Source organism: Seonamhaeicola sp. NFXS20 (genome assembly GCF_049132085.1).
Taxonomy (GTDB): domain Bacteria; phylum Bacteroidota; class Bacteroidia; order Flavobacteriales; family Flavobacteriaceae; genus Seonamhaeicola.
In genome coordinates, this window is the sequence record NZ_JAFMPU010000003.1 from 264,067 (window position 1) to 279,943 (window position 15,877).

Genomic DNA, 15,877 nt, shown 5'->3' on the forward strand with positions numbered 1-15,877 from the left:
GCATGTTTAAGCTCTAAATTTAGCAAATAAATAAGCTGTAATTAATTTTATACGGTGTTTGTAGCTGCCTTTTCTTTTTTAAAACTATGTAACAACATTCCAATAATTACCAATACAATTCCTATAACTGAGTAAATATCTGGTAAATGAATTTTTAATATAATGACTTCTCCAATAAGCGCAAATAGAACTTCAGCAGATTGGGTAGCTTCAACAGAAGCCAAGGCTTTCTCATCTTTTTTAACTTTATCTGTTGCCATAAAAAACAAAACAGTAGCAATAACACCAGAACATATAGCTACTATTAATGTTTGAAATACTTGTGGTTCATTAGGTATTTCATTTATAGTAATGCCGTAAATAGATAATAATATCCAAAAAGGTAAACTCCCTATTGTCATTCCTAATGTTCTTTGAATAGCGTTTAGTTTTCCGTTAGTAACCTGCATCATTTTTCTATTACCAATTGGGTAGGCAAAAGCAGCGATTAGAACAGGAATTGTACCAAGTAAGAGTTCATTTATTGAAATAGATTTGGCTTGGCTTATTTGCATAATTAATATTCCTATCAATATTATTAACGAGAAAAGTAAAGTTTGTAAAGATATAGTTTTATTAAAGCTGGTTTTATTAATAATTGGAGACACTAACATACCTGCTACAATTGTAATTTGCCAAGTGCTTGCTACAAGCCAAGAAGGTCCATAAGCAGCAGCAAAAGTCAAAGGCGCATAAAAAACGCCAAAACCTATTGTGCTCCAAAGTATCCATTGCCAAGGTTTCTGTTTCATTTCTATTAACAAAGGTTTTAGTTTTTTTATAAGAAGAACCAAAACTGAAAGGAAAGGGATCATCCAAAAGAAGCGTAGCGAAGAACTCCAAACCCAATGTCCACCATCTACTGACATTAATCTATTTAGCACAAAAGTTACTGCAAAAAATAAAGCGGATAATATACCTAACAAAATTGCTGTTGATTTATTTGATTTCATTTAAGGTTATCTTCGTTTTTTAGATTGTTGTCAACACAAAAATAAACGCAATTATAACATTTAAACTATATTTACAACTTAAAAATTAAATTATGGCTTTTCCTTTTGAAGTTTTACAGAATACTAGAAAATTTTTTCAAAAAACTATAGAGAACACCTCATTAGAAAACTTAAATAAAATACCCGATGGATTTAATAATAATATCATCTGGAATATTGGCCATATAGTTGTTACCGAACAATTATTGGCTAATAAATTATCTGGCTTACCTACTGTTATAGATAACACACTTATAGAAAAATACAGAAAGGGCACTAAACCAGAAACTAAAATTAACTTAGAAGAAGTAAATGAAATTAAGAGCCTTTTAAGTAAAACTATTAATTACACCTTAGAAAATTACAAAAAAGGATTATACAACACATTTACAGAACACACGGTTTCTACAACAGGTAATACATTAAAAAATATTGATGAGTCTTTACAATTTGTACTGTTTCATGAAGGTATTCACCTAGGGGTAGTAATGGCTTTACTAAAGGAAATAAAAAAATAGATAGATAAGCTTATTTACAGATAAAAAATATAGCCAACGTTAAGCCAAAGAAGCCAATCGTTGTTTTTATTATAGCTTAATTGGTGGTTTAAACCATCAACCCAATCATCAAAATAGTATTGCCATCTTAAATCTAGCATAAGGTCTGCAAACTTACTCACTTTATACCTAAAACCAATACTAGTTACCATAGACCAAGTACTTCCTGACGAGGCATCAACAGAACCAGGATCCCAACCAGAATAAAAATTTGTAGGATCGGTAACATCGCCAATAGCAGCAGGATTGGGGTTTACATAAGTGGTAGAAACTTCAGGCATATAATGCGTATAATGAACACCTAAACTTGCAAACGGAGCTACTTTATAACCAAAAGCTTGAAAAGATCTTATACTTCTTGGAAAAAATTCTAATTGAGTGCCTATATCTAAATTTTTAGCATAACCCGTATGCCCACGTAATTGATTGGCTTCTGGAGAATTTTTACTTGGGTCTACCCATTCACCTAAATGTTCTAACTTAGTTTTATTCCACGAAATTTCATTACGTAATTTAAAATGATCACTAAAATAAGTATCGGTAGTATAACAATTACAATCTGCTCTATAAGAAAAGTTTAAGTAATGCACAACACCTATTCCAATACCACTATTACCAAAATTAGTTTCAGAATCTGTCCTACTACCAAAATCAGATCTAAATTGTACTGGTCCAACAATCACCCCCAATTCATGCGAAAAACCTAATTGAGCACTTGAATTTGTACAGATGAAGAGCAAACAAAAAACTGTAGCTAAATATTTCAAGTTAAGCATAATAGGGTTCCGTTTTTTGAGGCATATTCATAAACAAATATATAAAAACTCATCTAACAAACAAATATTAACAATTTTAGTCTCTTTTTAAAAATTTACTGTTGAGGATTTAAGAAAAAAATCAATATTTTTTTAAAGATAATGTATATTTGCATTGATAAATTATATTTTTTTTAAAAATAATAGAATTTAAATGTATGAAAAATATCATTAACGAGTTTTTAGACCTTGTAAAACAAAGAAACGGTCATGAGCCAGAATTCTTACAAGCTGTTCAAGAAGTTGCCGAAACAGTAATTCCGTACATTGTAAATAACGATATTTACTATGGTAAAAATGTGCTGTTAAGAATGGTTGAACCAGAACGATTAATCTCTTTTAGAGTATGTTGGGTAGATGATAAAGGTGAAATTCAAGTAAATAGAGGGTACCGCGTTCAAATGAATTCTGCTATTGGCCCTTACAAAGGAGGACTTCGTTTTCACCCAACGGTGAACGCTAGTATTTTAAAGTTTTTAGCCTTTGAACAAGTGTTTAAAAACAGCTTAACCACCTTACCTATGGGAGGTGGAAAAGGCGGTAGCGATTTTGACCCTAAAGGAAAAAGTGATAATGAAATTATGCGTTTCTGTCATGCTTTTATGAGCGAATTATTTAGACATATTGGCCCTAATACCGATATACCCGCAGGTGATATTGGTGTAGGACAAAGAGAAATTGGCTTTTTATTTGGCATGTACAGAAAATTAAAAAATGAATTTACTGGCGTTTTAACTGGTAAAGGAATGACTTGGGGAGGCTCTTTAATTAGACCCGAAGCTACTGGTTATGGAACCGTATATTTTGCAGAAAATATGTTGAAAACCAAAAATGATAATTTTAAAGGCAAAACGGTAGTCATCTCTGGTTCTGGTAATGTAGCTCAGTATGCTGCAGAAAAATCTATTCAAATGGGTGCTAAAGTTATTACTCTTTCAGACTCATCGGGTTATATACATGATGAAGATGGTATAGATGCTGAAAAACTAAAGTTTGTAATGCACCTAAAAAATGAAAAAAGAGGCAGAATTAGCGAGTATTTAAATGAATATCCTAAAGCTAAATTCCATAAAGGAAAAACACCTTGGAATGAAAAATGTGATATTGCCTTACCATGTGCCACACAAAATGAACTAAATAAAGAAGATGCCAAAGCGCTATTAGCTAATGGTTGTATGTGTGTTAGTGAAGGTGCAAACATGCCTTCTACTATCGAAGCCATTGCAGAATTTCATAAAGCTAAAATACTATTTGCCCCTGGAAAAGCCTCTAATGCAGGAGGAGTTGCTACTTCTGGTTTAGAAATGACGCAAAACTCGCTTCGTTATAAATGGACACGAGAAGAGGTTGATAAAAAACTTAAAGAAATTATGGCCGATATCCATAACTCATGTATTGAATACGGAAAAGAAGAAGACGGCTATATAGATTACGTTAAAGGAGCTAATATTGCTGGCTTTGTTAAAGTAGCAGATGCTATGCTAGCACAAGGTATAGTTTAAGTTAGTTTTCAATAAATAAACTTAAAGCTTCTCTATATCAAGAGAAGCTTTTTTTATTATAATTTTATTATTTTAAACTAATAAATAGTTTGTTACAAATAATAAATATATTTGAGGTTTATAAACTTATTTTTTGGATAAAATTAACACCAATAATTTTGATTTTCTTAGAGTAGTTTTTGCTTCTACTGTAGCTATTTCACATCTTATAGAGCTCAGTGGTATAGAAATATTTCAACCTTATTCTGTTTTTTTTAACACTAGATTGGCTATAGATGGTTTTTTTGTGATTAGTGGATTTTTAATTGCTAAAAGTTTTCAAAATAGTGCTTCATTAAAAGATTACATAATAAAACGTATTAAAAGAATTGTTCCTGCATATATGCTAGTAATATTTATATGCGCTCTTTTTTTGTGCTTTATATCATCGCTTTCTTTTGAAAACTATTTTTTAAATGTACAGTTTTGGGAATATCTAGGAGCTAACTTAACATTTCAAAATTACCTTCAACCCTGCCTACCGGGTGTCTTTGAAAACAATAAAATTTGTGCAGTAAATGGTGCGCTTTGGACTATAAAAATTGAAGAAGCTTTTTATTTACTAATACCTGTATTCTACTGGCTTGTTAACTCTAAAAAATTCAACATATACGCTTTATGTTTGTTAACATACATAGTTTCTATAAGTTACTTTAACTACTTTCTTGCTATTGACATGTATAGAATTGCTAAACAACTACCAGGTGCTTTAGCTTTATTTACAACTGGCATGGTGTTGTTTCATAATTTTTCTTTTTTCCTAAAATGGAAACATTACATTATTCTACCTTGTTTAATTTTATTCATTTTAGAACAATATATCTTAAATACTCATATTTTAAAACCAGCCACATTTGGTTTTATGGTGTTTTACATTGCCTATAATTTTAAAGCTATTAATGAATTTGGTAAATATGGCGATTTCACTTATGGTATATACATATTTCATTTCCCCATAATTCAAACATTTGTACATTTAGACTTTTACAACAAATACAATCCATACATTTGTAGCCTGCTTACGCTATTATTAACACTTGTATTTGCCGTATTATCATGGTATTTTATAGAATTACCTAATTTGTCTAAAGCCAGAAGGATCAGACAAAAAAGTTTATTAACTAAAACTAATTAGATTAATTATTTTAGCTCTAAATAATTAATTAAAGACTAATTTCGTTCTATATACAAAATCCTAAAAATACGTTGTATGCTTAAATGGGTTATCATTTTTATAATTTTATTAATTCCCTTAGAACAATTTTCGCAAGATTTTTCAGATAAGTGGACAGATCATTTTTCTTATTACCAAATAACAGAAATAGTTACAGGAAATAATAAAATTTATGCCGCTGCCGAAAATGCTATATTTAGCTTTGACCCACAAACTAATGAAATTGAAAAATATAGCACTGTTAATGGTTTGTCTGGACAAACTATTTCAACAATTCACTATAGTGAAACTTACCAATTACTTATAGTGGGCTATGAAAATGGTTTAATAGAAATTATTTTTGATAATGATGATGACGTACTATCTATTGTGGATATAGTTGATAAAACCACTATTCAATCTACAAACAAAAGAATTAATCATATTAATGAGTATCAAAATTTAGTTTACATAGCTACTAATTATGGTATTTCGGTTTTTAACTTAGAAAGATTAGAATTTGGAGACACCTATTTTATAGGCAACAACGGAAGCCAAATACAGGTTAATCAAACCGCTGTTTTTGGGAATTATATATATGCGGCATGTTCTAACGGATATGGTATTAAAAAAGCACAAGTAGCTAACCCTAACCTAATTGATTATCAAAATTGGGAAACTATTTTCTCTGGAAATTATCTATTTATAAAAGCTCAAAACACAGAGTTATACACTGTAGATTCTAACAGAAGAATGTTTAATATAACTAATGAAACTTTAACTGAAGTTGTTGTTTTTAATAGCGCACCAGTAGACATAAAAACAGATGACACCTACTTAACCGTAACAACAAACAACAATGTCTTTGTATATGATGATAACTTTAACATCATTTCTCAAGTTAACATAGAAGAAGAATTTAGTACAACCTATACTGCTGCAGTAACCACAAATAACAATATTTATATTGGCACAAATGATTTTGGCATTTTAAACACAACCACAAACACCCCTTCTTCTTTTGAAGAAATACACCCCGATGGACCATTACTTAACGCACCTTTTTCAACAAGCTTTCTTAATGATAATTTGTGGGTTGCCTTTGGTGGTTATAGTACTAGTTTTGGTTGGGATGGTGGCTTAAGTAAAAGTGGAATAAGTAACTTAAATGGAAGTGAGTGGAATAATATTTCTTTTGACTCTATAAACGCTGTAATAGAAAACCCGCTTTACTTATCTCATATTGCTATTGACCCCACAGACGCTAACCATATTTTTGTAAGTTCATATTATTCTGGACTTATTGAAATAAATGAAGAAAATATAGCTGGCTTATACAACCAAACAAACAGTACTTTAACTCCTTTTTATAATGATTTTTATCTAACAAATACTTCAAATTATGATAGTCAAGGAAATCTTTGGATAACAAATGCACGTGTAGACCAACCTTTAAATAAATTTTCAAACGGTAACTGGGAGTCTTTTAGTTTCACTAATTTAATTACAGATAAATTTTCTAACAACGGCTTTTCAAATATCACATTTGACTCTAATAACAATTTATTTATAGGGAGCCATAACTACGGTTTAATTGGTTTTAGTGAAAATAACGGAAATCCTTTACTAAAAAATATTATGGGAGATGAAAATAACATGCCCAGTAATAAAGTTACATGTACAGCATTAGACAACAGTAACAGCTTATGGATAGGCACTCTACAAGGCTTAAGAGTTTTGTATAACACTTCTGGTTTCTTTGAAGATGATGATGTGCAGGTTGAAGAAATAATAATTGAAGAAGATGGTATTGCTAAAGAACTCCTTTTTCAGCAATTTGTTACAGATATTGAAGTTGATGGCTCTAACAACAAATGGATTGGAACAGCAGATTCTGGTTTGTTCTATTTCTCATCAGATGGTCAAACAACTATTTATCATTTCACAGAAGACAACTCACCACTACCATCAAACATTATTAACGATGTGTCTTTAGATACCAACAACGGTATTGTTTACATAGCTACAAGCAGAGGTTTAGTTTCATATAAAGCGGGCGGATCTAGCACTTTAGAAAGTTTAACTAGCGCATTTGCCTACCCCAACCCAGTAAGACCAAACTTTAATGTTGTAGAGGAAAGAGTAAAAATTAAAGACATTTCAGAAAATGTAAATATTAAAATAACCGATATTGAAGGCAATTTAGTAGCAGAAGCGCAATCAAATATAAACCAAAGATATAGCGGTTATAATTTAGAAATTGATGGTGGCACCGCCTACTGGAATGGTAAAAACCTTGCAAATAACGTGGTAGCTTCTGGAGTGTATCTAATTATGCTTTCAGATTTAGACACCTACGAAACTAAAGTTATAAAACTAATGGTTATTAGATAATGCTCATCACCACCAAAGCCATTGTTTTATCTAAAATTAAATACAAAGATTACGATCTTATTGTTAAGTGCTACACAGAACAATTAGGTGTTATTAGCTTTATACTAAAAGGCATTTTAAAAAGTAAAAAAAACAACAATAAAGTAGCCTATTTTCAACCATTATCTCAATTACAACTTGTTATTCAATACAGAGAAAACAGGTCTTTACAAACAATTAAAGAAGTTAAATTAAATCATGTATACAGCAGTTTACACACCAATGTTTTAAAAAGTGCCATAGTAATGTTTTTAGCAGAAGTACTAGCAAACACATTACAAGAAGAAGAACAAAACCAAACCCTATTTAGTTACATAGAAACAGCCCTACTTTGGTTAGATGAGCAAACCGAGTATGCTAACTTCCACCTATTGTTTTTGCTCAATCTCACTAAGTATTTAGGATTTTATCCTGATACCACACAAACAGAAAAACCATACTTTAACTTAGCAGAAGGCAAGTTTGGTGAAATTAAAATAAATAATTACTGTATTGAAGACCAAAATTTAACCCGCCTAAAACAGCTGTTAGGCACAAAATTTGATGATGTTTCTAGTATAAAAATGAGTTCTAAACAAAGACAATCTTTTTTAAATATGATGTTGCTTTATTTTGAACTACATTTAGGAAATTTTAAACAACCAAAATCACTACAAATATTTAATCAAGTTTTTAACTAAAACATGAAGTTTTATTACGCACTTTTCTTCTTTTTACTGGCTTTTTTAAATACACAAGCACAAAACATTAAAGTTATAAATAGCATTACAAAAGAACCCGTTTTTGGTGTTGCCATTTACAACGTAGATAAGTCTAAAAGCACCATCACTAATTTTAGAGGTGAAGCAGATATTAGCGAGTTCTCAGACACCGAGTATATTTACTTTAAACATCTATCTCACATATTAAAAAAACTCACCAAACAACAATTAGGTACTACCAGAACGGTACTATTAGAATCTAACACACAAGGCTTAGATGAAATAGTTATTTCTGCTTCAAAATTTCAACAAAGTAAAAGAGATATTCCTCAAAAAATTGTAAGTGTTAATGCCCAAAACGTTCAGTTTTCAAACCCACAAACCAGTGCCGATTTATTAGAAACCACAGGGCAAGTTTACATTCAAAAAAGTCAATTAGGTGGTGGTAGCCCCATGATACGCGGATTTTCTACAAACCGCCTGCTTATTACTGTAGATGGCGTAAGAATAAACAATGCCATTTTTAGAGGTGGCAATTTACACAACGTAATTAGCATAGACCCTTTTTCAATTCAAAATACCGAGGTTACTTTAGGTGCTGGTGCTGTAATTTATGGTAGTGATGCCATTGGAGGTGTTATGAGTTTTTACAGCCAAAAACCTCAACTTTCTCATAACGATTCTTTACTATTTAAATCAAACGTAATATTAAGATACGCTACCGCTAGCAATGAAAAAACAGGACATTTTGATTTTAATTTGGGGTATAACAAATGGGCGTTTGTTACCAATGCTAGCTATACAGAATTTAACGATTTAAAAATGGGTAGCCACGGACCCACTGATTATTTAAGACAAGAATTTGTTTTAACCACTAACTCTGGCGATGAAATTATTGAGAATAGCAATAATTTAATTCAAAAATACTCGGGTTACAACCAACTTAACCTCATGCAAAAAGTTAAGTTTCAACCGTATCAAAATTTAAGTTTTGATTTAGGTTTGCATTACACCACAACCTCAGATATTCCCAGATATGATAGGTTAATTAGGTATAGAAACGGTACGCTACGTTCTGCAGAATGGAACTACGGGCCACAACAATGGTTTATGTCTAATTTTCAAATTACCAAGTTAAGCAGTCGTTCTAATCTATATGATAAAATTAAAACTACACTTGCCTATCAAAACTTTAAAGAAAGCAGAAAAGATCGCGATTTTCAATCAGACATAAGAAATGTTAGAGAAGAAGCTGTAGATGCTTACTCCTTTAACCTAGATTTAGAAAAAACGGTTAGTACTAAAACCCAGTTTTTTTATGGCTTAGAATACGTGTACAACAAAGTCATGTCTAACGGCACAGAAGAAAACATTAATTTAAACACCTCAACACCAACTGTTTCAAGATATCCTAATGGTGCCAGTTGGCAATCGGCAGCGGTTTATACAAGCATAAAATATAAACCCAATTCTAAATTTGTGTTTCAATCTGGCTTAAGGTTTAATCACATTATATCTAAAGCTAATTTTGAAGAAAATAACGTGTACTTAAACCTACCGTTCAATACATCAAAAAATGAAGCCAGTGCCCTAACAGGAACCGCAGGTATAAGTTGGTCTCCCAACAAAATAATTCAGTGGAAATTAAATGCATCATCGGCCTTTAGAGCTCCTAATATTGATGATATTGGTAAGGTGTTTGACTCTGAACCTGGCTCTGTAGTAGTACCTAACAATAATTTAAAACCAGAGTATGCTTATGGTGGCGAACTAGGTTTAAAACTAGACTTTAATAAAAAACTGGTTTTAGATGTAGCCACCTATTACACCTATTTAGATAACGCCTTGGTAAGACGAGATTTTACCCTAAATGGCGAAAGTGAAATTATGTATGATGGCGAGTTAAGCAACGTACAAGCCATTCAAAATGCTTCTAAAGCTTGGATTTATGGTTTTGAAGCTGGATTAAAATGGACAATTACCAATCAATTAACATTAAATTCTCAATACAGCGTTATTGGAGGAACCGAAGAAGATGAAGGTATTGAAGTTCCCGTAAGACATGTAGCTCCAAATTTTGGAAACACACACCTTACCTACACTGGCAATGATTTTAAAATTGACTTATTTGCTAATTATAATAACGAATTATCATTTAATCAATTAGCGCCTTCTGAAATAGAAAAAGATTATATCTATGCCTTAGATGATGATGGCAATCCGTATAGCCCTTCTTGGTACACCCTTAACCTTAGAACCCAATACCAATTAACCAAAACCACTACACTTACTGCTAGTTTAGAGAATATTACAGACCAACGCTACAAAACCTATTCTTCTGGTATTGCAGCACCTGGCAGAAACGTTATTATAGCTTTAAAATATAGTTTATAACATCATTGAGAACCTTTCGACTGTCGCTCAAGACAGGCTGTAGTGAAGCAATCCTGTCATTGCGAACACAGTGAAGCAATCTCTATGTCGTTTATCCTATACATTAAAAAGATTACTTCGTCGCGGCGCTCCTCGTAATGACGGAATGGTATTTGTCATTGAGAACCTTTCGACTGTCGCTCAAGACAGGCTGTAGTGAAGCAATCTGTTTATTTTAAATTGGAAAAGTTTGCCTAGTCCTGTTTCAACACAACAACAAACTACTTTTTAACCGCCTTTTTACTAATTACAGCACCGTTAGAAAGCTCTACCTTAGCAAGAAACACAGCACTTTTTAAGTTTGATAACTTATAGGTTTCAGAACTGCTACTACCTTTAAAATTATAAAGCGCTCTACCTAAAAGATCGTAAATAGCAACCGATTTTATTTGTAAATCATTAGAGGTACTAAACTGAACATAATCATTATCTAAAGCCACTATTTTTAAGCTACTGTCATTTGTAAGTGCGGTGTCTGTAGATAAAGTGTTATTGCTAAACCCTATAACAAAACGCTCATTAAACTCACCAACTTCTGAGGTAAACGTATAATCTGAAACCGATAAATCATGCACTTTGTTTAACAAGTTATCTTTAAGATATACCGGACTACCACTTAAAAAATCGCCTTGTATATCAGCCAAAGATAAAGTATATAAAGTAGGCACATCAATATTAGTTTTAAAGCCTAATGCTATGGTTTCTTCTTCGTTTAAACTGCTAGCGGCTTTACACTGAATAGCAAATGCTTGGTTTGAACCTTCTATTTTAGAAAATAAACTTGCCGCTTCACTTACAGCTATCTTAGGAGCATCATAGTACATCCCATCATTAGCATTAGTAGCACCATCAACATAGGCAACTAAAATTTCTTTAAACACACCGTTATCTGATGTTAAGTCAATCCAAAACTTGTTATCTTTTACAGCCGTTGACTTTTTAGAAGTGTTTCTTTTAAAAAACAAATTATTACTTGAGTCATCTGCCATACGCATAGCATTAGTAAACGTTGCCTTATCGTTAGTTAAGCCTGCAACAAAAAAACTTTGACCAGAAGCCACATAACCATCTGGTGTATCAGAGCCTCCTCCTTTAACACCACCTCCAGCTCCTACTGTAAACACTGCATAATCGGCAGTGTTAAAATTTAAAACTTCATTACCAGTGTTTCCTGCGTCTGGGGGGCTTGCTTGCGACCAAAAATAAGCAGTACCATCAATAACTGACGAGTTTGCTTGTTGAAACGCAATAAAATCTATAGCCGATGGGTATGGATTACCTATTAAATTCCAAGAATCACCATTAGCAGGGTTATTATATACATCTACCTCAATGATTCCATTATTAAATTCACCTTCAAAAGAAGCTGTTCCTGCTGCTCCCCCTGGAAATAAAGTTCCCTCTGTAGCAGCATACCCAACACCTGGTGTCATGGTTCCAGATGCAATTGCCCAAGCACCTCCATTATCTTCAACACCATCATCATCTGCATCTAAATAATTTGCCGCATCAAAATAAAAACGCCTACCAGTAGGAACATCAGGAAATACATTTTCTATAGTTTCATCTACTACAGGTGAGCTCCAATAGGTATAATAATACCACTCTGCTTTAACTGGTGTTGTTTTTTTAACTCTTGCTATACCTCCAGTATTTAAAGTGAATGAACCGTTATCATCATTTTGTACAAAATTACCTTGTGTTTCAACAATTAAATCTCCGTCTACAACCACATCATTTTCAACCTCGACAAAACTATTATCACTTACTGTTAAAGTAACTCCTGCATTAACCGTTAAACTACACGCACTAAAACTACCAGAAGCTGTATCATAATTTGAAGCAATAATAACTTCGGTTGATAAATCTGGCGCTCCACTCCAACCTCCATTATAAGTTACTGTAGTTGTACATGATGCCGGCGCGTTACATGTGTATGTACAACCGCCTAAAATTTGTCTAGCTGAACTTGAACCAGACCAATTAGCTGTATCAGCTAAAGCCAAAAGTATTTCAGCTTGACCATTTTGAACTGCACAATTGTATACTTGATTTTCTAAACTGCCAAGATCTAAAGCATTAACTCCTTCTGTTAAACCAGCAGGAATAGCACTATTTTCAGTATCTATAGCATCACTCCATCCATTTGTATTACCTAAATGAACAGCATAAATAAATGTTGGTGTTGTTACAGAGCCTTGAAAAGCGATAACTTGATCAGCTGTGTTATTTAAATTAAAACCATTTTCTAAAGTAGCTACACTACCTATATTAACCGAATATAAATTATTCCCTACTCTTTCTATAAGAACAACCGTTCCGCAAGACAAACCTGTAGTTGCAGTCCAGGTTAAAGAACCTTCACCAGTTCCTCTAAATCCACCTGTATCTAACCAACCTTCATCTGTAAAATGAATTTCTGTACCAATTGTAACATCTCTTAGTAACACAAAAGAGAACTGGTCATTATTATCAAGGTTTACACCTGTTATAGCAATATCTCCTTCAGCTAAAGTTGTTTGCCCAAAGCTAAAATTTAAAGCTAAAAGCAAGGTTATAATGGTGGTTAGTTGTTTCATGGTGTTAATTAGTTGTTTGTTGTTGTTAGGGTTTTATGTTTATACTTTTAAAACTGCTAATGCTTTTATATTTTTGGTGCTTATGCGGCAACAAAAAAATACATATACGGTACAAGAGGCTACAAAAAAACTAGAACATTATTGCGCGTACCAAGAACGTTGCCATAAAGAAGTTAGGCAAAAGCTAGAAGATATGCATATGATACCCGAAGCTATAGATGTTATTATTGTACACCTATTAGAGCATAACTTCTTAAACGAAGCACGTTTTGCCAAAACATTTGTAAGCGGCAAGTTTAAAATTAAGGCTTGGGGCCGACGCCGTTTGGCTTACGAATTGAAGCAAAAAGGCATCAGCAAAGTTAATATAAATCAAGCACTTGCAGAAATATCGGACACGGAGTATATCGAGGTTTTTAACGATTTAGCCGAAAAAAAAGCACGTTCTATTAAAGAACCCAATAAGTTTAAAAAAAGAAAGAAAATAATAGACTATCTGTTGTATAGAGGCTGGGAAAGTGATTTGGTGTACGAAAAAGCCAAAGAACTTACTGAGTAACCCTTTATCAAATTGATTCTGTTAAATTGAGCTTATCGAAATTGACGTATCTATAGGAGTGAGAAGTGAATAGTGAGTTGTGAGTTGTGAGTTGTGAGTCGTCCTAAATATCCAAAACCAATCCTTCCAAACCAACCTTGTCAAATTGAGCTTATCGAAATTGACGTATCTATAGGAGTTAGAAGTGAATAGTGAGTGGTGAGTTGTGAATAGTGAGTGGTGAATGGTGAGAAGTGAATGGTGAGAAGTGAGTGGTGAATAGTGAGTTGTGAGAAGTGAGAAGTGAGTTGTGAGTCGTCCTAAATATCCAAAACCAATCCTTCCAAACCAACCTTGTCAAATTGATTCTGTCAAATTGAGCTTGTCGAAATTGACACATCCAAAATCAACCCTTACAAACCTAACTTATCAAATTGAGCTTGTTGAAATTGACGTATCTATAGGAGTGAGAAGTGAATAGTGAGTAGTGAGTTGTGAGAAGTGAGTGGTGAGTCGTCCTAAATATCCAAAACCAATCCTTCCAAACCTAACTTATCAAATTAAGCTTGTTGAAATTGACACAGCCAAAAACCAATCCTTCCAAACCAACCTTGTCAAATTGAGCTTGTCGAAATTGACATATCCCAATCTAACAAAAACGTTATGCTATTTAAACAGCCTTACAATCCAAAAACAGCACCAACACTAATTGTAAACTGGTTGTGTATTTTTTCTTCGGCTGTTAAAGTATCGGTATTATACTTAGCAAATGGCGTGTTTAATTCTGTAAACAAACCAAACCCATCTGAAAAAAAGTAACGCATTCCTAAATGGCCGCCAAAGTTTTTAAGCCCTACGTGTAAACCTGGGTAAATATCAAAATTATCATCAATATTAACTACGCTACCTAAGTTGGCATTAAAACGGGCTTTAATATCAAAACGGTCTCCAAAGCTAGCATCTAAAGATTCATCTACACCCAAAGCATAGGTAGATGAAAACCCTAACGATATGTTTTCGCCCACACCAAAATCGTAAGTTACGTTAATTCCAGTGGCGTTATCTTGAAAGTTAGCGCCTACTTGAAACTTGTCATCGCCTTTACCAAAAAAAGCTTGAGCGTTAATTAATGATACACTAAATAATGGTAGTAATAATAAAATCTTTTTCATGATATCTTTTAATTTTTAGGAGCGCAAATATATTACAAGTTTTGTAAATAAAAACTTAAATATTTAATTGTTTATGGGTTTTAACAATGGCTTGTTGGTTTTTCCAATCTATCCATTTTTGGCCTTTTATACGGCGCATAGCATTATCAAAATGGCGCATTATTAAAATATTATAAAGGGCCTTACTAAAGTTTTTGGGGTTTCTGGCAATAGCGCGTAAGCTCATAGAAAATCCAGGAGTTATATAGCGCATGTAATGCCAATAACCTTCTGGCATGTATAGGGTTTCACCATGACTTAAATGGGTTACATACCCTTGCGCCTTTTTAAGTGCGGGCCATTTTTTAAGGTCGGGGTTTTTAAAATCTATATCTTCTCTGGTAATTAAAGAGTGTGGTATTTTATAGAGGAATTCGGTTTGATTTTGGTCAAACAAAATACATTGCTTTTTACCTTCAAAATGAAAATGAAAAATGTTAGCTAAATCTATATCATAATGCATAAAGGTATGTGAGTCTTCGCCACCAAAAAACAGCATAGGAATACCTTTCATAAGCCTTAAACCAACGTCTGGAAATTTAAAATCGTTTTGCAGTTGCGGCACTTCTTTTAAAATATTCCACAGAAAAATGCGGTATTTAGTAGGTTCGCGCTTTAACAAATCAATATAATCGGCCATTTTCATTTTAGCATGAGGCTCATTAAACCCGTCTTTGTAATCTACGGGTCTGTCATCATACAAAGGCACTGTAATATCTCCAGCAATATCTTTTATATAGTCTAATCGCCATTTATGGTATGCTGGCCAATCATCAATAAGCTGCTCAATAACCACTGGTTTTTGAGGCTTAAAATAGTGTTTTATAAACTCCTGTTTGGTAATGGTTTTTACCCTAGGAATATCTTGCAGATTCAATTTCAAAT

Annotated in this window: 12 protein-coding genes; 7 read left to right on the forward strand and 5 right to left on the reverse strand. The window is 32.8% G+C overall.

Annotated features, from left to right (window positions below):
* Nucleotides 1–47 precede the first annotated feature (47 nt).
* Complete coding sequence (locus J1D01_RS07340; protein ID WP_421150356.1) at nt 48–992, reverse strand: multidrug resistance efflux transporter family protein; 945 nt, start codon at nt 990–992, stop codon at nt 48–50.
* Between the two features lie 92 nt (nt 993–1,084).
* Between J1D01_RS07340 and J1D01_RS07345 the strand changes: the two genes are divergently transcribed.
* A complete protein-coding gene (locus tag J1D01_RS07345; RefSeq protein ID WP_421150357.1) occupies nt 1,085–1,549 on the forward strand; it encodes a DinB family protein in 465 nt (154 codons plus the stop codon).
* Nucleotides 1,550–1,563: 14 nt separating this feature from the next.
* Here the strand turns inward: J1D01_RS07345 and J1D01_RS07350 are convergent, their stop codons facing one another.
* A complete protein-coding gene (locus J1D01_RS07350; protein WP_421150358.1) occupies nt 1,564–2,364 on the reverse strand; it encodes a THC0290_0291 family protein in 801 nt (266 codons plus the stop codon).
* A gap of 197 nt (nt 2,365–2,561) precedes the next feature.
* Here J1D01_RS07350 and gdhA point away from each other — a divergent pair, with 197 nt between their 5' ends.
* The 5 genes from gdhA (at nt 2,562) to J1D01_RS07375 (ending at nt 10,625) form a co-directional block, all read left to right on the forward strand.
* Nucleotides 2,562–3,905 carry an NADP-specific glutamate dehydrogenase gene (gene gdhA / locus J1D01_RS07355; protein ID WP_421150359.1) on the forward strand — a complete coding sequence of 448 codons (1,344 nt, stop codon included), beginning with the start codon at nt 2,562–2,564 and terminating at the stop codon, nt 3,903–3,905.
* Between the two features lie 133 nt (nt 3,906–4,038).
* A complete protein-coding gene (locus J1D01_RS07360) occupies nt 4,039–5,079 on the forward strand; it encodes an acyltransferase family protein (RefSeq protein WP_421150360.1) in 1,041 nt (346 codons plus the stop codon).
* A gap of 75 nt (nt 5,080–5,154) precedes the next feature.
* The gene (locus tag J1D01_RS07365) at nt 5,155–7,491 is read left to right on the forward strand and encodes an ABC transporter substrate-binding protein (RefSeq protein WP_421150361.1); all 2,337 of its coding nucleotides are present in this window, start codon (nt 5,155–5,157) and stop codon (nt 7,489–7,491) included.
* A complete protein-coding gene (gene recO / locus J1D01_RS07370) occupies nt 7,491–8,210 on the forward strand; it encodes a DNA repair protein RecO (RefSeq protein ID WP_372938152.1) in 720 nt (239 codons plus the stop codon). The genes J1D01_RS07365 and recO overlap by 1 nt, the downstream gene beginning before the upstream one ends.
* Nucleotides 8,211–8,213: 3 nt before the next feature.
* Entirely contained in the window at nt 8,214–10,625 is a 2,412-nt protein-coding gene (locus J1D01_RS07375; protein ID WP_421150362.1) for a TonB-dependent receptor plug domain-containing protein, read from the forward strand.
* A 260-nt stretch (nt 10,626–10,885) separates the two neighbouring features.
* Here J1D01_RS07375 and J1D01_RS07380 read toward each other — a convergent pair whose 3' ends face one another.
* Nucleotides 10,886–13,243 carry a T9SS type A sorting domain-containing protein gene (locus J1D01_RS07380; RefSeq protein WP_421150363.1) on the reverse strand — a complete coding sequence of 786 codons (2,358 nt, stop codon included), beginning with the start codon at nt 13,241–13,243 and terminating at the stop codon, nt 10,886–10,888.
* Between the two features lie 82 nt (nt 13,244–13,325).
* Here J1D01_RS07380 and J1D01_RS07385 point away from each other — a divergent pair, with 82 nt between their 5' ends.
* Nucleotides 13,326–13,802 (forward strand): regulatory protein RecX, encoded by a 477-nt coding sequence (locus J1D01_RS07385; protein ID WP_421150364.1) that lies wholly within the window; start codon nt 13,326–13,328, stop codon nt 13,800–13,802.
* 659 nt (nt 13,803–14,461) lie between these two features.
* Here J1D01_RS07385 and J1D01_RS07390 read toward each other — a convergent pair.
* Together J1D01_RS07390 and J1D01_RS07395 are read right to left on the reverse strand one after the other, a co-directional pair.
* Complete coding sequence (locus tag J1D01_RS07390; RefSeq protein WP_421150365.1) at nt 14,462–14,953, reverse strand: DUF6646 family protein; 492 nt, start codon at nt 14,951–14,953, stop codon at nt 14,462–14,464.
* A gap of 55 nt (nt 14,954–15,008) precedes the next feature.
* Nucleotides 15,009–15,875, reverse strand: a complete 867-nt coding sequence (locus J1D01_RS07395) for a cupin-like domain-containing protein (RefSeq protein WP_421150366.1) — start codon at nt 15,873–15,875, stop codon at nt 15,009–15,011.
* Between the last annotated feature and the right edge of the window lie 2 nt (nt 15,876–15,877).

Excerpts from the sequence above, each read along its gene's own strand:
- J1D01_RS07340 (WP_421150356.1), bottom strand. The coding sequence starts at position 992 with ATGAAATCAAATAAATCAACAGCAATTTTGTTAGGTATATTATCCGCT.
- J1D01_RS07345 (WP_421150357.1), top strand. The coding sequence starts at position 1,085 with ATGGCTTTTCCTTTTGAAGTTTTACAGAATACTAGAAAATTTTTTCAA.
- J1D01_RS07350 (WP_421150358.1), bottom strand. The coding sequence starts at position 2,364 with ATGCTTAACTTGAAATATTTAGCTACAGTTTTTTGTTTGCTCTTCATC.
- gdhA (WP_421150359.1), top strand. The coding sequence starts at position 2,562 with ATGAAAAATATCATTAACGAGTTTTTAGACCTTGTAAAACAAAGAAAC.
- J1D01_RS07365 (WP_421150361.1), top strand. The coding sequence starts at position 5,155 with ATGCTTAAATGGGTTATCATTTTTATAATTTTATTAATTCCCTTAGAA.
- recO (WP_372938152.1), top strand. The coding sequence starts at position 7,491 with ATGCTCATCACCACCAAAGCCATTGTTTTATCTAAAATTAAATACAAA.
- J1D01_RS07375 (WP_421150362.1), top strand. The coding sequence starts at position 8,214 with ATGAAGTTTTATTACGCACTTTTCTTCTTTTTACTGGCTTTTTTAAAT.
- J1D01_RS07380 (WP_421150363.1), bottom strand. The coding sequence starts at position 13,243 with ATGAAACAACTAACCACCATTATAACCTTGCTTTTAGCTTTAAATTTT.
- J1D01_RS07385 (WP_421150364.1), top strand. The coding sequence starts at position 13,326 with ATGCGGCAACAAAAAAATACATATACGGTACAAGAGGCTACAAAAAAA.
- J1D01_RS07390 (WP_421150365.1), bottom strand. The coding sequence starts at position 14,953 with ATGAAAAAGATTTTATTATTACTACCATTATTTAGTGTATCATTAATT.